This window comes from Mumia quercus (assembly GCF_025506335.1).
Taxonomy (GTDB): domain Bacteria; phylum Actinomycetota; class Actinomycetes; order Propionibacteriales; family Nocardioidaceae; genus Mumia; species Mumia quercus.
In genome coordinates this window covers 68320-87453 of the sequence record NZ_JANZYO010000008.1, presented here as the reverse complement: position 1 = coordinate 87453, position 19134 = coordinate 68320, and the positions used below count along the sequence as shown (strand labels likewise).

20 protein-coding genes are annotated in these 19134 nt (G+C 72.3%); 9 read left to right on the top strand and 11 right to left on the bottom strand.

The window, feature by feature from the left end:
• Window positions 1-16 precede the first annotated feature (16 nt).
• From NYZ95_RS18520 to NYZ95_RS18505, 4 genes are all read right to left on the bottom strand, one after another.
• On the bottom strand, window positions 17-2089 hold the full coding sequence (locus NYZ95_RS18520; RefSeq protein ID WP_262852818.1) for an elongation factor G-like protein EF-G2: 2073 nt from the start codon (window positions 2087-2089) through the stop codon (window positions 17-19).
• 156 nt (window positions 2090-2245) lie between these two features.
• The gene (locus NYZ95_RS18515) at window positions 2246-3286 is read right to left on the bottom strand and encodes an SPFH domain-containing protein (RefSeq protein ID WP_262852817.1); all 1041 of its coding nucleotides are present in this window, start codon (window positions 3284-3286) and stop codon (window positions 2246-2248) included.
• Complete coding sequence (locus NYZ95_RS18510) at window positions 3274-3705, bottom strand: NfeD family protein (protein WP_262852816.1); 432 nt, start codon at window positions 3703-3705, stop codon at window positions 3274-3276. The genes NYZ95_RS18515 and NYZ95_RS18510 overlap by 13 nt, the downstream gene beginning before the upstream one ends.
• A 296-nt stretch (window positions 3706-4001) precedes the next feature.
• Window positions 4002-4610, bottom strand: a complete 609-nt coding sequence (locus tag NYZ95_RS18505; protein WP_262852815.1) for a MurR/RpiR family transcriptional regulator — start codon at window positions 4608-4610, stop codon at window positions 4002-4004.
• Between the two features lie 227 nt (window positions 4611-4837).
• Between NYZ95_RS18505 and NYZ95_RS18500 the strand changes: the two genes are divergently transcribed.
• From NYZ95_RS18500 to NYZ95_RS18490, 3 genes are read left to right on the top strand one after another with little or no spacing between them, the layout of a single operon-like run.
• Complete coding sequence (locus tag NYZ95_RS18500) at window positions 4838-5314, top strand: hypothetical protein (RefSeq protein WP_262852814.1); 477 nt, start codon at window positions 4838-4840, stop codon at window positions 5312-5314.
• Between the two features lie 51 nt (window positions 5315-5365).
• A complete protein-coding gene (locus tag NYZ95_RS18495) occupies window positions 5366-6769 on the top strand; it encodes an MFS transporter (RefSeq protein ID WP_262852813.1) in 1404 nt (467 codons plus the stop codon).
• A complete protein-coding gene (locus NYZ95_RS18490) occupies window positions 6766-8205 on the top strand; it encodes a pyridoxal phosphate-dependent decarboxylase family protein (RefSeq protein WP_262852812.1) in 1440 nt (479 codons plus the stop codon). The genes NYZ95_RS18495 and NYZ95_RS18490 overlap by 4 nt, the downstream gene beginning before the upstream one ends.
• A 16-nt stretch (window positions 8206-8221) precedes the next feature.
• Here the strand turns inward: NYZ95_RS18490 and NYZ95_RS18485 are convergent, their stop codons facing one another.
• Together NYZ95_RS18485 and NYZ95_RS18480 are read right to left on the bottom strand one after the other, a co-directional pair.
• The gene (locus tag NYZ95_RS18485; protein ID WP_262852811.1) at window positions 8222-9538 is read right to left on the bottom strand and encodes a helix-turn-helix domain-containing protein; all 1317 of its coding nucleotides are present in this window, start codon (window positions 9536-9538) and stop codon (window positions 8222-8224) included.
• A 371-nt stretch (window positions 9539-9909) separates the two neighbouring features.
• Entirely contained in the window at window positions 9910-10113 is a 204-nt protein-coding gene (locus tag NYZ95_RS18480) for a cold-shock protein (protein WP_262852810.1), read from the bottom strand.
• A 274-nt stretch (window positions 10114-10387) separates the two neighbouring features.
• On the opposite strand from NYZ95_RS18480, the gene NYZ95_RS18475 reads away from it, so the two are divergent.
• Entirely contained in the window at window positions 10388-11044 is a 657-nt protein-coding gene (locus tag NYZ95_RS18475; protein ID WP_262852809.1) for a DsbA family oxidoreductase, read from the top strand.
• A 2-nt stretch (window positions 11045-11046) separates the two neighbouring features.
• Here NYZ95_RS18475 and NYZ95_RS18470 read toward each other — a convergent pair whose 3' ends face one another.
• A complete protein-coding gene (locus NYZ95_RS18470; protein WP_262852808.1) occupies window positions 11047-11778 on the bottom strand; it encodes a hypothetical protein in 732 nt (243 codons plus the stop codon).
• A gap of 161 nt (window positions 11779-11939) precedes the next feature.
• Here NYZ95_RS18470 and NYZ95_RS18465 point away from each other — a divergent pair, with 161 nt between their 5' ends.
• Complete coding sequence (locus NYZ95_RS18465) at window positions 11940-12485, top strand: TetR/AcrR family transcriptional regulator (protein WP_262852807.1); 546 nt, start codon at window positions 11940-11942, stop codon at window positions 12483-12485.
• 6 nt (window positions 12486-12491) lie between these two features.
• On the opposite strand, the gene NYZ95_RS18460 is transcribed toward NYZ95_RS18465, so the two are convergent.
• Window positions 12492-13559, bottom strand: a complete 1068-nt coding sequence (locus tag NYZ95_RS18460) for an NYN domain-containing protein (protein ID WP_262852806.1) — start codon at window positions 13557-13559, stop codon at window positions 12492-12494.
• A gap of 103 nt (window positions 13560-13662) precedes the next feature.
• On the opposite strand from NYZ95_RS18460, the gene NYZ95_RS18455 reads away from it, so the two are divergent.
• Complete coding sequence (locus NYZ95_RS18455) at window positions 13663-14775, top strand: hypothetical protein (protein WP_262852805.1); 1113 nt, start codon at window positions 13663-13665, stop codon at window positions 14773-14775.
• On the opposite strand, the gene NYZ95_RS18450 is transcribed toward NYZ95_RS18455, so the two are convergent.
• Window positions 14768-15016: a DUF2630 family protein gene (locus NYZ95_RS18450; protein WP_262852804.1), complete on the bottom strand. Its 249-nt coding sequence runs from the start codon at window positions 15014-15016 to the stop codon at window positions 14768-14770. The two genes, NYZ95_RS18455 and NYZ95_RS18450, sit on opposite strands and share 8 nt — an antisense overlap.
• 98 nt (window positions 15017-15114) lie before the next feature.
• On the opposite strand from NYZ95_RS18450, the gene NYZ95_RS20510 reads away from it, so the two are divergent.
• Both NYZ95_RS20510 and NYZ95_RS18435 read left to right on the top strand, forming a co-directional pair.
• On the top strand, window positions 15115-15747 hold the full coding sequence (locus NYZ95_RS20510; RefSeq protein WP_308212264.1) for a TM2 domain-containing protein: 633 nt from the start codon (window positions 15115-15117) through the stop codon (window positions 15745-15747).
• 4 nt (window positions 15748-15751) lie between these two features.
• Window positions 15752-16117: a hypothetical protein gene (locus NYZ95_RS18435; RefSeq protein WP_262852803.1), complete on the top strand. Its 366-nt coding sequence runs from the start codon at window positions 15752-15754 to the stop codon at window positions 16115-16117.
• A gap of 72 nt (window positions 16118-16189) precedes the next feature.
• Here NYZ95_RS18435 and sepH read toward each other — a convergent pair whose 3' ends face one another.
• A complete protein-coding gene (sepH, locus tag NYZ95_RS18430; protein ID WP_262852802.1) occupies window positions 16190-17212 on the bottom strand; it encodes a septation protein SepH in 1023 nt (340 codons plus the stop codon).
• 122 nt (window positions 17213-17334) lie between these two features.
• Here sepH and NYZ95_RS18425 point away from each other — a divergent pair, with 122 nt between their 5' ends.
• Window positions 17335-17958: a trimeric intracellular cation channel family protein gene (locus NYZ95_RS18425; RefSeq protein ID WP_262852801.1), complete on the top strand. Its 624-nt coding sequence runs from the start codon at window positions 17335-17337 to the stop codon at window positions 17956-17958.
• On the opposite strand, the gene NYZ95_RS18420 is transcribed toward NYZ95_RS18425, so the two are convergent.
• Complete coding sequence (locus tag NYZ95_RS18420; protein WP_262852800.1) at window positions 17952-19133, bottom strand: MFS transporter; 1182 nt, start codon at window positions 19131-19133, stop codon at window positions 17952-17954. The genes NYZ95_RS18425 and NYZ95_RS18420 overlap by 7 nt on opposite strands.
• Window position 19134: the final 1 nt, after the last annotated feature.

Sequence of the window (19134 nt, the reverse complement as noted above, 5' to 3'; positions counted from 1 at the left end):
GAGACCTCGGGAACCGTCAGGTTAGGCGCGATCCCGCCCGAGCGCCGTTCGGCAGCACCTCGTACTGCGCGAACCTGCGGGTGAACGAGGCCGCTCCCGACGTCAGCGACCGGAGGTCCGCCGAGTAGCTCACGAGCTCCGTCGCCGGGACGGTCGCGAGGACGACGCTGTGCCCCGGCTCCGCCCCCACCTCGGTCGCCTGGACCCGGCCGCGTCGTGAGGACAGGTCCTCGAGGATGGCACCGAGGTGCTCGTCGGGGACGTCGACGGCGACCTGGTCGACCGGCTCGAGCAGGATCACCTGCGTGTGCGAGGCGGCATCGTTGAGCGCCATCGCGCCCGCCGTCTGGAACGCGGCGTCGGAGGAGTCGACGCTGTGCGCCTTCCCGCCGGTGAGCGTCACGCGCACGTCCACCACGGGGCACCCCTCGGCGAGACCGCGGGACAGCTGGGTACGCACGCCCTTCTCGACGCTCGGGATGAACTGGCGAGGAACCGCACCCCCGACGACCTTGTCGACGAACTCGAACCCGGTCCCGCGCGGGAGCGGCTCGACCTCGATCTCGCAGACGGCGTACTGGCCGTGCCCACCCGACTGCTTGACGTGCCGGCCCAGCCCCTTCGCAGGTCCGGCGAACGTCTCGCGCAGCGCCACCCGTACGGGCTCGGTCTCGACGTCGGCCCCGCCTTCGCGCAGCCGCGAGAGCACGACGTCGGCGTGAGACTCGCCCATGCACCACAGCACGAGCTGACCGGTCTCGGCGTTGCGCTCGAGGCGCAGCGTCGGGTCCGCCGCGGCCAGCCGTGCAAGATTGCGCGACAACGTGTCCTCGTCGCGTCGGGTCTTGGCCACCACCGCGAGCGGCAGCATCGGCTCGGGCATCGGCCACGGATGGATGAGCAACGGGTCGTCGGGGGAGGAGAGCGTGTCGCCGGTCTCGGCCGAGCCCACCTTCGTGACCGCGCAGATGTCACCGGCGACCGCGTACGGCATCTCGGTCAGCGCGGCGCCGAGCGGCGCGTACACGTGCGCCACGCGTTCGTCGACGTCGTGGTCCTCGTGCCCGCGGTCGGCCATGCCGTGACCGGACACGTGCACGGTGTCGTCCGGTCGTAGCGTCCCGGAGAACATGCGCAGCAACGAGACGCGGCCGACGTACGCGTCGACCTCGGTGTGGACGACCTCGGCCGCGAGCGGCCCGTCCGGATCGGCGGCGAGCACGGCGTGGTCCCGACCGCGCGGGTCGGTCGCCGGCGGGAGCGGGCGCTCCTTCGGCGACGGAAAGGCGCCCGGGAGCGCGTCCAGGAGCTCGAGGACACCGACGCCGGTGAGGGAGGAGACGAGGAAGACCGGGTAGAGCGTCCCCCGCGTGACGGCGGTCTCGAGGTCGCGGATGAGGACGCCGGGCTCGACCGGCTCGCCGGCGAGGTAGCGGTCCATGAGCGCCTCGTCCTCGCTCTCGGCGATCACGGCCTCGATGAGCGCGTCCCGGTCGGGGCGCACGCGTTCGAGCTCGGTGTCGTCGGGGTCGACGAGCCTGCGTTCTCCGTCGGCGTACTCGGAGCGCCGGAGGCTGATGAGTCCGATCAGCGCGTCACCGGCGTGCTCGTACACGGGGTGCACGCCCTCGCCGAGCGCGTCGCGCAGCCCTGCCACCGCGGCGGCGACGTTCGCTCGCTGGTGGTCGATGCGGGCGACGACGAGGGCGCGGGGGATGCCGAGCGTCGCGCACTCCTCCCACACCGCGCGGGTCGCCACGTCGACCTCCTCGGTCGCGGACACCACGAAGAGCGCGGAGTCCGCGGCGCGCAGGCCCGCGCGGAGCTCCCCGACGAAGTCGGCGTAGCCGGGGGTGTCGAGGAGGTTGACCTTCGTGCCGTCGTGGACGAGCGGTGCGACCGACAGGCCGACGGTACGGTGCTGGCGCACGGCGGCAGGGTCGTGGTCGCCGACGGTGGTACCGGCCTCCACCGAGCCTGCGCGCGAGATCGTGCCGGAGGCAGCGAGCAGAGTCTCGACGAGCGTCGTCTTGCCCGACCCCGACGGTCCGACGACGGCGATGTTGCGGATCTTGTCCGGGGCGCTCACCGCGAGTGGTGGTGCACCCGTGCCACGTCTGCGGCCTTCGTCGGTCCCTTTCGCGCCCATCGACGCCCACCCCGATCGACCTCGTCGTCGTTTCTCTTGGGTCGATCACACTCCCGCTGCGCGCCGAGAGCAAGTGGTGGGACGAGAAAACCCGGACTACTCGTTGATGCGCTCGGCCGCAGCGACCTCGGCCCGCGCGTGGGCCACGGCGTCCTGCGCCTGCTGGGCCGCCTGCTCGACGGCCGCCGCCGAGTCGGTGCCCGCGGACGGGAGACCGTCCGGCGCGGCGTGCTCGTCCGTCGTCGCGGTAGCAGGGTGAGACGGACCGCCGAAGGCCTCGGTCACCGCGCGTACCGCCTGGGTGAGCTCGCCCGGGATCACCCAGAACGTGCTGTGCTCGCCGCCGGCGAGCTGCGGCAGCATCTCCAGGTACTTGTACGCGAGCACCTTCGGGTCGGCGTCGTTGCGGTGCACTGCCTGGAAGACCCGCTCGAGTGCCGTCGCCTCGCCGTCGGCGCGCAGGATCGCCGCCTGCCGGTCGCCCTGGGCGACGAGGATCTCCTGCTGCCGCGTGCCCTCCGCGGTGAGGATCTTCGCCTGTCGCTCACCCTCGGCGTGCAGGATCACGGCGCGCTTGTCGCGCTCGGCACGCATCTGCTTCTCCATCGCCTCCTTGATGGTGGAGGGAGGGTCGATCGCCTTGATCTCGACGCGGTTGACGCGGATGCCCCACTTGCCGGTCGCGTCGTCGAGGACGTTGCGCAGCTGCGTGTTGATCTCCTCGCGGGAGGTCAGCGTGCGCTCGAGGTCCATCGACCCGATGACGTTGCGCAGCGTGGTCACCGTCAGCTGGTCGATCGCCTGGAGGTAGTTCGCGACCTCGTACGCCGCCGCCCGCGGGTCGGTGATCTGGTAGTAGAGGACGGTGTCGATGTTGACCACGAGGTTGTCCTCGGTGATCACGGGCTGCGGGCGCGAGGACATGACCTGCTCGCGCACGTCGAGCTTGTTGTTCACCCTGTCGGCGACGGGGACGATGAAGTTGAGGCCGGGCTGCAGCGTCGTCCGGTAACGCCCGAACCGCTCGACGTTGTAGCGCCGGGCCTGCGGCACGACCCGCACGGTCGACAGCACGGCGAAGGCGACGACGAGCGCCGCCACGATGATCGGTACCGCCAGCTCCATCAGGACTCCCATCTGTGGACGATCGCGGTCGCCCCGTCGATCTCGATCACGTCGACGCTCGCACCTGGAGGGATCACGGCGCTCGCGTCGTACGCCCGTGCCGACCACTCCTCACCGGACAGCCGGACCAGTCCGTGCATCGCGGTGACCTCCTGCGTGACGATGCCCGTGCGGCCGACGAGGGCCTCGCTGCCGTCGCGCAGCAGCGGGGGCTGGGTCAGGTGGCGGCGCGCGACCGGCCGTACGACCAGGAGCGTCGCGGCCGCGGTGGCGGTGAAGGCGAGCAGCTGGACCGCGAGCGGCGCGCCGACGCCCGCGACGACGGCAGCGACGAGTGCGGCCACGGCGAGAAGCCCGAGCGCGAAGGTCAGCGTGAAGAACTCGGCGACACCCAGCCCGACGGCCACGACCAGCCACACGAACCACGGCATGCGCACACCTCCCCGAACGGGCGGGGGATGAGGTCAACTTTACTCTGCGCGAGAAGGGCGCCCCACTCGTCCGGCGAGCCGCTCGCGCCCGAGGGATGACGCGCGAGCGGCCCCGGTGAAGTCACGGGCCCGGGAGGGGGAGCCCAGGCCCGTGACGCTTGGAGGTCGCGGGGTCGGGCCGGGGGAGGCACGGCCGGGGCCGTGCTTTCCCGACCCCGCGACATCCATGAGACGGGGGCGAATGTCCGATATGACGTCAATGCCCCGGTGATCTAGGTCACCTGTCCAAGAATAGCTCAGTCGACGTAGAGATCCAGGACTTCGCCGAGATGGTCGCGCTGGGCGCTGCGCCGGCCCGCGCCCTTCGCGCTGGCGGCGGTGAGCGACGCGATCACGCCGATCAGGAGGCTCAGGCTCGGGGGAGAGCTGTCGTACTCGACCCCGGTCGGCGGGACCAGGACGACCTCTGCCCCGACATGGGCGAGCGGCGCGTCCGGCGAGTCGGTGATCACGAGGAGCCGGCCGCCGGCGTCCTGGAAGGTGGTCGCGATGTCGATCGTGTACTTGCGGTAGCGCTGGATCGAGAACGCCACCATCACGTCGGAGCTGCGCACGTCGCTCAGCACGTCGATCGGCCGGATGATTGTGCCGTCGACGAGGTGCACGTTGGCCAGGCTCGCACTGAGGTCGAGCGCGAGGAGCGACGCGTACGCGAAGGACTTCGTGGCGCCGATGATGAAGCGACGCCGCGCGCCGACGATCTGCGCGGCCATCTCCTCGACACCGCTGTCGTTCAACGCCCAGTCGAGCATGGCGTCGAGCTGCCTGCGCTGGTCCTCGATGAGCCGGCGCTTGAGCAGGGCCGAGGATCGCCGCTGCGGACGCGCGGTCGGCTCGTTGCTCATCGTTCGCTCCTGAAGGGTGGGGGGTGCATCTGGATCGTAGTCCGTGAGCGGAATCGCGAGGGCGGGAACGGACAATATGTCGTGCACGGCACAGGCGTGCCGCACCCCTGCGGGGTGCCTGCCTGGGGACAGGCGGAGGCGCTCGCAGGGCCTGTGGATGGAGCGCGGAGCCCGTCGTCCGCGGCCCTAACGTCGAGGTCTCGTACTCGACCGAAGGAGACCTCCGCATGTCTGCCGTCCTCGTCCAGCACCGCCGTCACCGTCGCCGCGCCGACGTCCCCGAGGGCCCCGAGAGCGCGCACGCCGTGAGCGACGCCCGCTTCTGGAGCCTCTGGGCTCAGCGCCACTTCCCGTGGGCGCTGCTCGAGGAGGGAGCGTCCGTGCTCCTGCTCGAGTCGTGGTCGAGCGGATCGCGTCTCACGTGGCTGGCGCAGGCGCGTGACGTGCTGCACGCCACGGTCGCGAGCCGCCGCGAGGTCGTCGCGGCGGTCGCCGGGTGGTCGGGCCAGGCGCCTGACGCCGTCGAGTCGTCCGACTACCTCCGAGGGAGCGCCGTCGAGTCCGGTGTCGTGCTCGGCTGGAGGCCGACACCGCTCACGTGGCTGGGGGCCCCTCGTCCCGACGGCCTGCGCGTCGAGCGCAACGGGTGGGCGGTCGTCCGAACGGAGGACCTGCGTGCCTGGGGGATCGACCTCGCGCGGTAACGGTTGCGTGATCCTGGACACGTGCCCTGGATCTTGCGATAGAAACGTCGCATGTCCTCCTCACCTGGGCCGGGTGCCGTCGCTGCGCCTCTGCCTCCCGCGGTCCGGCGCGGCTACGCGCTCGGGTCGGTGGCGACCGGCACCTTCGGCACCGTTCCCGGGTTGCTCCTTCTTCCCTACCTGACCGACACGCTCGGCATCGCCGCCGGTGTCGCTGGCGTCATGGTGTTCCTGCCGAAGGCGTGGGACGTCCTTCTCAACCCCGTCGCCGGACGCATCAGCGACCGCTCGACCCACCTACGGGGACGCCGCAGGCCCTTCCTGCTGCGGGCGGGCCTCCTGCTCGCGGTCACCTTCGCCCTGATCTTCGCCGGCCCGTCGGAGCCCACGTGGCTGGCCGGGGGATGGGTCGTCCTGATGTTCCTCGCGTGCGCCAGCGCGTACGCGTTCTTCCAGGTGCCGTACGTCGCGATGCCGGCGGAGATGACCCTCGACTACGACGAGCGCACGCGCCTGATGACGTGGCGCGTCGCCGTCCTGGCGCTGGCGATCCTCCTGTCGGGAGCCACGGCTCCGATGGTGGTCGACGCGGTCGGCGAGGCGACCTCGGAGGGCACCGGCTACCGCGTGATGGGGGTGTACGTCGGGGTGATCCTCGTCCTCGGCGTCCTCGGTGCGTACTTCGGCACCCGTCGGGCGCCCGACCACGGCGTCGCCTCGCCGACCGGCACGCTCGGCGAGCAGCTACGGCTGGTCGGCCAGTCCGCGGACTTCCGCAACCTGCTCCTCACGTTCGTCCTCCAGGCGCTCGGGATCGGGGCCATGCTCGCGGGCGTCGCCTACGTCGCCACCCACCTGCTCGACGGTGGTGGGGCCTCCACCTTCCTCTTCGTCGCGTTCGTCGGACCCGCGCTCGTGGTGACCCCGCTGTGGGAGCGCTACGCCGCACGCCGCGGCAAGCGCCGCGGCTACGTCGTCGCCACCGGCTTCCTGATCGTGGGGTCGGTGGGTCTCCTGGTCGCGGTGACCGGCGCGGCGTGGGCCGCCTACCTCGCGGCCGCGTTCGTGGGGGTGGGCTACGCAGGTGCCCAGGTCTTTCCCATGGCCATGGTCCCCGACGTCGCCGCCGAGCACGCGGCGCGGACCGGTGAGAACCGGATCGGCGTCTTCACCGGTGTCTGGACCGCGGGGGAGACGCTGGGTCTCGCGCTCGGCCCGGGGCTGTACGCGCTCGTGCTCGCCCTCGGCGGGTACGTCTCCTCCCGCGGAGGCGAGGAGGTCGCTCAACCCGACTCCGCCGTCACCGCCATCGCGATCGGCTTCTCCCTCGTCCCTGCCGTCCTCGTCGCGCTCAGCCTCCTGTGGCTGCGCCGCTACACCCTCGACGACCGTGTCCACCCCGTCGCGACGACCGACGCCGTCGCCGCGACGCAGCCCGAGGAGCCCACCGCGTGACCACCGAGCACACCGTCGACGACATCGCGAGCCGCCTCCTGGCGATGCGGGCAGGCGACCTCCCCACCCACGGCGGCCGGACCCTCGCCTACGTGTACGACTCCGGCATCGCGGAGGCGGACGCGCTCGGGCGCGAGGCGCTCGCGGCGTACGGGGCTACGAACGGCCTCGACCCCACCGCCTTCCCGAGCCTGCTCACGATGGAGCGCGACCTCGTCGCCTTCGCGCGCCCGCTCCTCCACGCGCCGGAGACGGCGGTCGGGACGGTGACCTCCGGAGGGACGGAGTCGATCCTGCTCGCCGTCCAGACGGCGCGTGACGCCAACCCCCAGGTCGCGCGTCCGGCGATGGTCGTCCCGACGACGATCCATGCGGCGTTCCACAAGGCGGCGCACTACTTCGGTGTCGAGCGGATCAGCGTCCCGGTCGACCCCGTCACCTTCCGCGCCGATCCGGCGGCGATGGCCGCCGCCCTCGCGGATCACGCCGACCGGGTGGTGCTGGTCGCGGCGAGCGCCCCGTCGTACGCGCACGGCGTCGTCGACCCGATCCCAGAGATCGCCGCCGCGGCCGGGGCGCACGGCGTGCGCTTCCACGTCGACGCCTGCATCGGCGGGTGGGTGCTTCCCTGGCTGGAGCGCGACGGTCTCGCCCCGACGCCGTGGGACTTCGCGGTGGACGGTGTCACGAGCATCTCCGCCGACCTCCACAAGTACGCCTACACCCCCAAGGGGGTCTCCCTGCTGCTCCACCGGACCCCGGCGCTGCGGCGCGCGCAGTTCTTCGCCAGCGCCGACTGGCCGGGGTACACGATGCTCAACGCGACCATGCAGTCGACGAAGTCTGGCGGTCCGCTCGCCGCCGCGTGGGCCGTCGTCACCTACCTCGGCGACGAGGGCTACCACCGGCTCGCGCGCACCGCGCACGACGGCGCGCGCGCCCTCGCGGCGGGAGCAGCCGACATCGACCACCTGACGGTCGCCGCAGAGCCCGACACCACGCTCGTCGCCGTCACCACCGACGACGCGTGCGACGTCTTCACCCTCAGCGACGCGATGCTCGACCGCGGGTGGTTCGTGCAGCCGCAGATGGCCTACGACGCGCTCCCGCCGTCGCTGCACCTGACCGTCTCGGCGGCGACCGCCCCGCTCGTCCCGGAGTTCCTCGAGTCGCTGCGTGCCGCTGTCGCGGAGGCGGTCGCCGCCGGGCCCGTCGTCGTCGACCCGCAGCTCCGCGCGGCTGCGCAGGCCCTCGACCCGACGACGCTCGACGACGCCGCCTTCGACGGCCTGCTCGGGCTCGCCGGTCTTGCAGGCGACGGCGGCAGCGTCGCCGTCCCGTCCCGGATGGCGCCGGTCAACGCCCTCCTGGACGCGGCCCCGCCGGCGCTGCGCGAAGCCCTGCTCGTCGCGTTCCTCGACCGGCTGACGCGCTGACGCGCTGACGAGATCGTCAGTACGCGCGGTGACGGCCGACCCGCGGCCGACCGTCGGGCTCGCTCAGCTCCGCCGCGAGGTCGGCGCGCGTGCTCACGACGATCGGTGCGGCCGATCCGGGGATGAGCGCCTCGGGGTCGTCGGGCAGCTCGACCTCGACGTCGACCATCTCGCTGACGCGGTAGGGCATCGCGCTGAGGACGCCGCCGAGCGTGCGCCTGAGCCTCGACATCTCCGCGCGCACCGTGACCGTACGGCCAGGACCACCGAAGAGGTCCTCGGCGAGCTCGGAGGCCGAACGCCCGTTGGGGTTGCGGACCAAGGAGAGCAAGATCTCGGAGTGCCGCGGCGAGAGGGTGTGGTTCCACGAGCCGCTCGGGCCCGTGACCTCGACGACCGAGGGCGACCGCGTGAGGTCGAGGCGGACCCGGGTGGTCGGCTCGTGGTCGGAGCCGTCGTCGGCGAGCCGCAGCAGCCACCCGTCGGGGACAGGCTCCGCGACGACGTTGCCGAGGGACGGCAGCCACAGAGCACCGGGCTCGACGTCACGGGGGAGCTCGATGCGGGCAGGCGGCTCGGTGCCGACGGCGGCCGCACAGATCCCGTCGCGGGTGACGGCGAGCGCGGGGCCGCCGAGACGGGCCAGCATGGGAGCCGCGTACGTGCGCAGGCGGTCGGCGTTGTCGTGGTAGCGCTGGCGCAGCTGCGCCTCGGCGAGCTGCGCGGCCATCACCACGTGGGGGAGTGCGAGCGGGTTCACGTTCGGACTGCGGTAGCTCAGGTCGACGACCCCGATCTGGTCGCCGCTGAGCGGGTCGCGCACGGGTGCGGCGGCGCAGGACCAGGGGAGGTGGTCCTCGGCGTAGTGCTCGGCGGCGTGGATCCCCACCGGCGTGCCCTCGACCAGCGCGGTGCCGATCGCGTTGGTACCGACGTTGCCCTCGGCCCAGGTCGCACCCGGGACCATCCCGAGGTCGTCGGCGTACCGTCTCAGCACACCCGAGCCTGCCCGCCAGAGGATGCGCGCGTCGGCGGAGGTGATGGCCAGGAGCATGCCGGCAGAGTTCACGGCCGCACGCAGCAGGTCACTGAGCTGGTCCACCATCGGGCGCAGGGCGCTCGCGGCCCGCTCGGCCTCCACGACGTCCGGTGCGACGGGCGGCTCGGGCGGCACCCCGTCTGGGGTGAGTCCCAGCGTCCGCGTGCGGTCCCACGACGCGCGCACCACCGCGCGCGGCTCGTGCTCGGGTGAGCGGCCGGCGAGGACGTCAGAACGGATGCGATAGAGGCTGCGAAGGTCGATCGACGACGCCTCCGTGCGCGGAGCGGTCATGCTCACCCCCCGGTTGCTGGCCTCCTCGCAGACCCCACCGTACGGCCTGGAACGCTGTCAGCCCAGCCTTTGGCGCGGAGAATTCGTGTGTTTTCGGGCCATCGGCGCAAGAGTTGCAACCCCGCTGCAACCCTTGCCACCACCGAAGCCGCGAGTTGGGATGAGAGGACGCTTCGCTGCCGGGAGGCAGGAGCGTCGCCCGAGCCTGGTGCGTCGGGTGGGCAGATCCGCGTCTTGCACGCTCCGCTGCGGGGGTACGGAGCGCGCAGGGCGCGGAAGCCGGAACGTCTCGCGCGTCGTGAGACGAACGAGGGCCCCGACACCTCTCGGTGTCGGGGCCCTCGTCAGAAGTCTCGTGGAGAGACGACCTCTCAGATGGCGCGAACGTTCTCCGCCTGCGGGCCCTTCTGGCCCTGGGTGACGTCGAACTCGACGCGCTGGTTCTCGGCCAGCGTACGGAAGCCGTTCCCGGCGATCGCGGTGTAGTGAACGAACACGTCGTCACCGCCACCGTCCTGGGCGATGAAGCCGAAGCCCTTTTCGTCGTTGAACCACTTCACGGTGCCTTGCGACATTTCTTGCTCTTTCGTCGAACTGTGGAGCCGGCCGTTGCCGACCCCCGTGCAGGTTGTCCCACCGCCACATGGTTGTGGTGATGTGCCCGACGCAGATAAGACAAAAGCGCCAACGGTCGTACCGTTGGCGCCAGGGATCTCACCTGCGCTGAACCGAACAACTACTTCCAGAACACTAGCAGGTCCGTGGGTGCACCTGCCGAGCCGCGACACGCCGGTCTCGGCAGAACCGGCGACGAGGAATGTTCGCACCGCACACGTCGTTGCGTCCGCCATGAGCCGTCCCCTGAAGATCGACGTGTGGTCCGACATCGCGTGCCCGTGGTGCTACCTCGGCAAGCGCCGGTGGGAGGCGGGGTTGGCGCAGTATCGCGCCGCCGGAGGGGACCGTGAGGTGGAGGTCGAGTTCCACTCGTTCGAGCTCTCGCCCGACACCCCCGCCGACTTCGAGGGCTCCGAGGTCGACTTCCTCGCGAAGCACAAGGGCATGGACGAGGTCCAGGTCCGCCGCATGCTCGAGCAGATGACCCAGCTGGGTGCGGAGGAAGGTCTGGCCTACGACTTCGACGCCCTTCGGCACGCCGCGACCCGCAAGGCGCACGAGGTGCTCCACCTCGCGAAGGCCCGAGGGCTGCAGCACGAGCTCGTCGAGCGGCTGTTCGCGGCGTACTTCGTCGAGGGAGCGCACCTGGGGAAGGACGAGACGCTGGCCGACCTCGCCGCCGAGGTCGGTCTCGACCGCGAGGAGGTGCTCGCCGCGCTGGACGCCGGGACGTACTCCTCCGACGTGGACGCCGACCTCGCTCAGGCAGACGCGTACGGGATCAGCGGCGTGCCCTTCTTCGTCGTCGAGGGTCGCTACGGCATCTCAGGAGCGCAGGCGGCGTCGACGTTCGCGCAGGTGCTGACCAAGGTCGCGGCGGAGGGCTGAGGTCAGCCCTTCGCCTTCGGACGCTTGCTGCGCACGATCACGACCCGTGAGGTCGAGGAGCTCTGGTAGACGCTGCGCAGCGTGACGACCCGCACCTTCTTGGGGGTGGCGTAGCGCCACCGGACCCGCCAGGTCGCGGTGCCGTCGGCGTTCGTCGCACGGGCCTTCCCGAGCGTGCGCCAGCGGCCCTTGTGCCTCACCTGCGCTTTGACGCGGACACCTGAGGTCGGGAAGAAGCCGTACGGCCGGGCGACCCTGCTGGTCGCGCGCACCCTCAGGTGCTTGCGCAGCTTGGGTCGACGCGTCGAGAGGCTGAGCGCGGTCTTCGAGCGTGGCCGCACCAGCGTCAGCCGGGTGGTCGGCAGCGCGAGCGGCGCGCGCCCGGTCTCCGCGGGCCAGGTCACGCGGGACTGCACGGTGTAGCCGCCGGGCCGCACCGAGCCCGCGCACAGCCGGAACGCACCGGTGCCCGAGGCACCCGCGCTCTGCGGCACCACGGCGCGGTCCACACGTCGCCCCCCTGAGGACACGAGGTCGACGGTCAGCGTCCAGCCGACGCCGACACCGCTCAGCGCGTAGCGGAACGGATGGCTGAAGCAGTTCTTGTAGAGCGTCGCGCTCGGCGAGGACACCTGGCCCGATGCCGCCTGGGCAGGCGCGGACAGTCCGGTCGTCACCAGCCCGGCGGTCAGCAGGAGCGTCGCGGAGGCGAGCAGAAGTCGTCGTACGGCCACCGCTCGACCTTATGCGAGGTCGGGGTCCCCGACCGGTCGCCGAGCGGAGGGGGTGCGAGGCGCCGTGCGGCGAGGTCGATACCCTGCGACGCATGCGGGCGCATCGGCGAGGGGGATCGCAGGACGCACCTCGGGGGAACCCCACGGTCTCGAGAGACCGGGTGCTCGACGCGGCGCACGCCATCGTCGTCGAGCGCGGTGTGCGCGGACTCACGATGGCCGACCTCGCTCGGCGGGCGGAGGTCTCGCGGGCGACCCTCTACCGGACGTGGCCGAACGTCGAGGGCGTCGTCGGTGACCTCTTCACCCGCGAGTTCCGCATGGTCATGCAGCGGGCGATGCGACTGATCGGCGGACGGTCGGCCCGCGACGTCCTCGTCTCGGGCACGGTCAGCATGGTCGGGCAGGTCCGCCGGCTGCCCCTGCTGAAGCGCGTGGTCGAGCTGGACCCGGACTTCTTGCTGCCCTACCTGGTCAACCGTCGTGGGCGCAGCACCGACGAGCAGCTCGCCCTGCTCGAGGACTTCGTCAGGGACGGGCAGCGCGACGGGTCGATCCGCGAAGGAGACCCCAGCCTGCTGGCGTCGGCGGTCCTGCTCAACGCCTACTCGTTCGCGCTGACCGGGCCGGCGTTCGTCGGCCCGGACCGCATCACGACGCTCGACGCCCTCCTCACCGAGCTGCTCCAGGACTTCCTGCGCCCCTGAGCCCGCTCAGACGTGCCGGTCGACCTCGGCCCAGAACGCCTCACGAAGCTGCCAGCGCGTCTCGGTCTGCAGCACCCGGTAGCGGTCGTCGCTGTGGGCCACGAGGTCGTTGAGGAGGGTCGAGTCGATGTCGCCGGGGATCGTCGGGCGGGTGGCGACGAGCGCCTCGACGTCGGCCTGCGTGGCGGAGTCGAGCCAGTTGCGCACCACCGTGCGTACGACGTCGGGGATCACCGCGCGGAGGTCGGCGTCGGGGTCGTGTCCCGGGCCGCCCCCGGCGTTGCCGCTCGAGCTGCTCCAGGCCAACGAGACCGCGGGAGGCGCCGCGGGTGACGGGGGTGCCGGGGGAGCGGGCGCAGGGTGGAGTCGTGCCACGTCGGAGGGCGTCGGGATCCGCAGCCGAGGCGCGACGGGCGCGTCGTCCTGGGGAGCGACCTCGGCGACCGGGTCGGGCACGGGCACCGGCACGGCGACCGGAACGGGCTCGGTGCGCTGGCGCGGCGACGGCGTGATCGCCGAGCGGATGGTCTCGGTCGGGATGCGCAGACGGTCGTCGGCGACCCGCGCGAGGTTCATCGCGGTCGCGTGGACGCCGATGCGCGCGTCGTCGTTCGGGACGTTGAAGAGGCTGACGCGGACTCCGTAGTCCTGCGCCATGTCGACGGCCTCGGTCAGGTCGTCGTCGCCGGAGACGAGAAAGATCTCCGAGACCGCGCCCTGCAGCGCGAGGTTGACGAGGTCGAGGGCGATACGGGTGTCGACGCCCTTCTGGGCGCCCTCGTTGTTGACCCGGCCCAGGCGCAGCTTGACGTCGGGGAGCAGCGACACGAGGTTGTGCTCCTCCGAGAGCGCACGACCTCCCAGCGTGTTGGCGGCGTCGTACCAGAAGACTCGAAGCAGGCGGGTGTCGGTGTGCGCGGCGGCCGACTCCTTGATCCCCGAGACGAGGCGTTCCCAGCTCACCGCGACGGCCCGCCGCAAGGACGTCCCCACGATGATCTGCGCGGACGAGGCAAGGAGGTAGCCCGCGTCCACGAGGATGGCGTGACGATCGGACCGTGCGAGCCGGCTCATCCGGCCAGGCTAGTACGGCGCCCCCGACGCCACCGTCGAGCGGACACAGACGCGCCGGCGCGCGTACGCTCGGCAGCACCCGCTGCTCGAGGGGAGGGGTCCGATGCCTGACCGCTGGCGAAGCCCGGTGCCCGACGACTGGCCGCGTCTCGTCGACGCGCACTGCCATCCGGTGCTGGCCGGCACGCCGTCCGACGACCAGCTGGAGCGGCTGCTCGGTGCGGGCGACGGAGGAGCGTCGATGTCGACGGTGGCGCTGCGCCGCTGGTGCGCGCCGGTCCTCGACCTCGACGCGCACGCCGCGCTCGACGCCTACCTCGCCCGCCGTCGCGAGCTCGGCGCGGCCGAGGTCGAGCGCCGGCTCCTGTCACGCGCCGGAGTCGGCGACCTCGTCCTCGACGAGCCGGCGGGCACCGACCTCGGGGCCACCGTCGCAGCCGCCGACGCACGGGGGCACCGCGTCGTCCGGCTGGAAGAGCTCGCCGAGGACGTAGGGAGCCGTGTCGACCCGCCGGACCTCGCCGACGCCGTACGCGCGGAGCTCGCCGACACCGACGCGGTCGCCGGCGTGACGCTCGCGGCGCTGCGGGTGCCGGACGGGTGGGGGCCGGGCCGGCCGGCGCTGGACGCGCGGCCACCGCGCGACTCCTCCCTGGTCGACCTGGTGGCGGCCGACCCGACGGAGCGCGACGGTGACCCGCGGTGGCACACGTGGCTCGCGTTCGCCGCGCTCGAGGCCGGGCTGCCTCTCCACCTCCCCCTCGGTCACGCCCTCGCCACCGGGCGGGCCGTCGTCCATGACCCGGCGGCGGTGAGGCCGTTCCTCGAGGCGACCGAGAAGATCGGCGTGCCGGTCCTGCTGGTCAACGCCTACCCGTACCACGAGGTGGCCGCCGTCCTCGCGCGTGCGTACACGCACGTCCACTTGGGTCTCGGCCGCGTCACGCGGACCGGGGGAGACCTGTCCGCGCGCGTCGTCGCCGAGGTGCTGCTGTCGGCGCCGTTCGAGAGGCTCCTCTACAGCTCGGACGGGTACGGAGTCGCCGAGCACCACTACCTCGCGGCCGTGCTCTTCCGGCGCGCGCTCGGGGCGGTGCTGCACGACCTCGCCGTCCGTGACGAGATCGACCGGGCGACGTCCGAGCGTCTCACCCGAGCCGTGAGCCGCGACAACGCGATCCGCGTCTTCGGGCTCGCGCAGGATCAGCTCAGCTGAGGTAGCCCTCGACCTCACCGGCGGGCCGTACGGACGCCGTGCTCGGGTCCTCGCCGAACTCCTCCTTCGCCCGCCGCTGCCGCAGCAGGTCCCAGCACTGGTCGAGGCTCGTCTCGAGCTCGCGCAGGCGGGCGAGCTCGGTGTCCGCGTCGGTCTCGCCGCGCTCCCTCCGCTCACGCAGGGACTTCTCCTCGGCCACCAGCGACGAGATCGTCGTGAGGATGTCCTTGTCGGTCGTCATAGCGAGCTCCTGGTCGTCGGTTGCTCGTCCACGGTAGACCGATCGAAGCCTCGAAGGCGACCGCTAAGGTGTGGGGAGCCATGACGAAGGAGTGACGAGTGAGCGACTCATCCGCCACGGGTGCGCCGGACGACGACAACCCCGTGGGTGAGCCGGAGACCAACGGCCCGCAGGACCAGCCGGAGCCGGAGCGCCCCGCAGACGCGAGCTGGGGCTACCCCGGCACCGACCAGGGATCCGAGGCCCCCGCCGCGCCTCCGACGGCCGGTGAGAACCCGTACGCGCAGCAGCCGCCCTACGGCCAGGCTCCCTACGGCCAGCAGCCCTCGTACGGACAGCCGGACTACGGCCAGCAGCCCTCGTACGGACAGCCGGACTACGGCCAGCAGCCGCCGTACGGTCAGGCCCCGTACGGCCAGCAGCCGCCGTACGGCCAGCAGGCATACGGGCAGCAGCCCTACGGCGCGCACGGCCCGGCGGGCTACGGCTACGGCTACGCCGATCCCGAGGCCAAGAGCAAGCTCATCGCCGGGCTCCTCGGCATCTTCCTGGGTGGGTTCGGCATCCACCGCTTCTACCTCGGCTTCACCACGATCGGCGTGGTCCAGATCGTGGTGACGATCCTCACGTGCGGGATCGGCTCGCTGTGGGGGTTCGTCGAGGGCATCCTCTATCTCGTCGGGGCGAACGGTTGGAAGGCGGACGCAAAGGGCCGCCCGCTGAAGGAGTGATCAGGTGACGCGCGCAAGGGCACGCCGAACGGCAGGAGCGGTCGCCGTGGTGTTCGCAGGAGGACTCGTCACCAGCTGTGGGGGGTCGGACGGTGAGCGGCAGACCGGCTGCATCGGTGACGCCGACGGCGGGACGGTCGTCGTCCAGGGCGCCAGCACGGTGATCGCGGAGAACGTGAGCGCCGGCGTGGGGTCGATCGACGTCAACCTCGACGACGCGTCCGCGATCCTGACGGTGACGCAAGGGACGGACCCGAACGCGGTCCGCTCGATCCCCGTCACGGTCGGTACGACGGTGCCGGCGGGCGCTCAGGAGCTCTCCGTGGTCCAGATCTGCCGTGGGTCGGTCACGATCGACACGGCACGCTGAGTCGCCAGCGACGACGAAGCCCCCGTCTCGCGGCTGCGGGACGGGGGCTTCGTCGCGTGAGGTGGGGGCAGATCAGCCCTTGTCGCCGAACATGATCTCGTCCCAGGACGGCACCCTCCGGCGCTCGCGACGGCGAGGCGTGCGCTTGCGCGGCTGGCCGTCGGCACCCGACTCGTCCTCCGCGCTGCTCGCGCCCTCGGGCTCAGCAGATCCAGCAGACCCAGCGGGCACGCTGGAGGGGTCGGCCTCGCGCGCCGGAGCGGGCGGCGGGGGCGCGGCCGGGGGAGCGGACGCACGCGGCGGCGCCGGGTGCTCGTCCAGCTCGAGCGTCGGCTCGGTCTCCGAGACCTCCGAGACCTCCGGGAGGTCGCTGAGGGCCGGCTGGTCGTCGGTGTCGCGCTCGCTCGCCTGGGCGGCTCGGCGGGCCCGCGCCTGCCGCAGCGAGGTGACGCGGGGGTCGGAGTCGAGCTCGACGACGTCCACAGGGCGCGAGACGGCGTCGGCGATCGCCATCTCGTTCGCGTCCGGCGCCTCCGGCACGTCGCCGACGAGCTCGCGGGCGGCGTCGTCGGCGGCGAAGGTGTAGCGGCCGGCGGGGTCGAAGACGTAGTCGGCGGTCACCGCACCGGCCGTGACGCTGACCGTCCAGCGGGCGTCGTCGCGACGCCAGGAGTCCCACGTGGCGGTCTCCGGTTCGACGCCGCGGTCGCGGAGCGTGGCGTCGACCGACTCGCCCAGCGTCAGCGCGTTCGACTGCGCGTGCTTGCGGCGCACGGTGGCGCCTCGGGCGCGCTCGGCCATGTGCTCGCGCTCGGCGAGCACCGGGTGCGCGTAGCCCATGATGCGCTCGACGGGAAGCCTCGCCGCCTCGGCCACCTCCTCCGGCGACTCGCCCCGGCGGATCCGAGCCTGGATGTCTCGCGGACGCAGTGCACTGTCCATCGCAATCTCCAACTGGCCGAGTCGGGCCCGGTCGTTCCTGAGGGTGGCGCGCAGACGATCGTCGGCCGGGATGCGGAACAGCTCACCGACCGGGCCTCGAAGGACCACGTACCTCTGGTCCTCGCTCAGCCCCACCACGGTGAGGTCTCGCATCGTCGTTCCTCTCGTCTCGTGCCTCGTACCTGCCCCAGTCTCGGGTGCCGCCGGACTCAATCCAAGCAAGCGCGCCGAGAGGGTGATCGTTCGGACCCCCCGCAGGGCGTTAGTTTCGTCCCGTGCCCACCGATGCGCTCGTCGCCGCCGACCTCGTCGGCATCGCCGCGTTCGCCCTCTCCGGGGCGCTGGTCGCGGTGCGCAAGCCGCTCGACATCTTCGGCGTCCTCGTGCTCGCCGGCGCGACCGGGCTCGGAGGAGGGTTCCTGCGCGACGTCCTCATCGGGGCGACCCCGCCGGCCGCGCTGCAGGACTGGCGCTACCTCCTGGTCCCGGTGCTCGCCGGGCTGGTCGCCTTCCGCTTCCACCCCGCGCTGGGACGGGTCGAGCGCAAGATCGCGGTCTTCGACGCAGCGGGTATGGGGCTCTTCTGCGTGACCGGCGCCGTCAAGGCGCTCGAGTTCGGTCTCGAACCGGTCGCGGCCGCGCTCATGGGCATGGTCACGGCGATAGGCGGCGGCGTGTTCCGCGACCTGCTCGCCGGCCGCGTCCCCGTGGTGCTCCGAGAGGAGCTGTACGCGTTCCCGGCGCTGCTGGGGTCCACCCTCGCCGTCGTGGCGGTCGGGTGGGACCTGGACGAGGTGTGGGTCATCGTCCCCGGCGCCCTGCTGGCGTTCGGCTACCGCATGATCGCGCTGCGTCGGGGGTGGCACGCGCCGCTGCCGCCGGGGATGGACGGCTACTGAGCCGAGCGCCTGCCGCGGATCACCCAGGAGCCGGCCATGGCCACCACGCCGGCACCGAGGCACACGGCGTAGCCCCAGGACGGCGCGGCGGAGTCGACCACCCACCCGGAGATCGCGGCACCCGGTGCCACCCCGGTCGCGAGACCGGTGGTGAACCAGGCGATGCCCTCGGTCAGCCGTTCCTTGGGCACTCCCTGCTCGACGAGCTGGGTCGCGGCGACCATGCTCGGCGCGATCGCGAAACCTGAGACGAACAGCGCGAGGGCGACGAGGGGCAGTGACGATGTCAGCAGGAGGGGCACGATGCTGAGCGTGAGGACCGCGGTCGTGATCCGCAGCTGGCGCAGCGGCGTGACGCCCGGGGGACGAGCGCCGACGAGGAAGCCGGCGATGAGGCTGCCGGCGGCCCAGACGGCGAGCAGCGCGCCCGACAGCTGCTTGTAGCCCGCGTCGTCGGCGACCGCCACCGTCACGACCTCCGCGGCGCCGAAGAGCACGCCGAACCCGACACCGGCCCCGATGAGCGGCAGCAGCAGCCCCAAGGGCATCGACTTGCTGCGGTCCTCGTGGCGCTCCCGGCGCCCCGACGGCGGCTCCGTACGACGCTGCGCGGCCAGCGCGAGGGATCCCGCAACACCGGCGACGCCGGCCACGACCAGCCCCACGTACGGGCTCACCAGCGTCGCGAGGAACGTGACGACGACCGGACCGACGATGAAGACGACCTCGTCGAGCACTGCCTCCAGCGCGAAGGCGGTCGGGATCATGGAGGGCTCGGCGTTGTGCGTCCAGCGTGCCCGCACCATCGAGCCCGCCTGGGGGAGCGCGACCCCGGCCAGCGCGGCGCACAGGTGCGGGAGGGGAGCCGGGGCGTCCTGCGAGATCGCCAGCAGCGCGAGTGCGAGCCCGAGCCCGAACAGCGCCGCCGTCGCCGGGAGCACCCGGTGCTGCCCGAAGCGGTCGGTCAGCCTGCCCTGGAGCGGGGCACCGACCGCGTTGGCGATCACCGCCACGGCCGAGATCACGCCCGCCTTGGCGTACGACCCGGTCTGCTCGGACACGAGGAGCACGAGGCCGAGGGTGAGCATGGAGATGGGCAGCCGGGCGACGAGCGCAGCCGCGCTGAACGCCGGGGCACCTGGGACCGCGAGGATCCGGCGGTACGTGTCGAGCAAC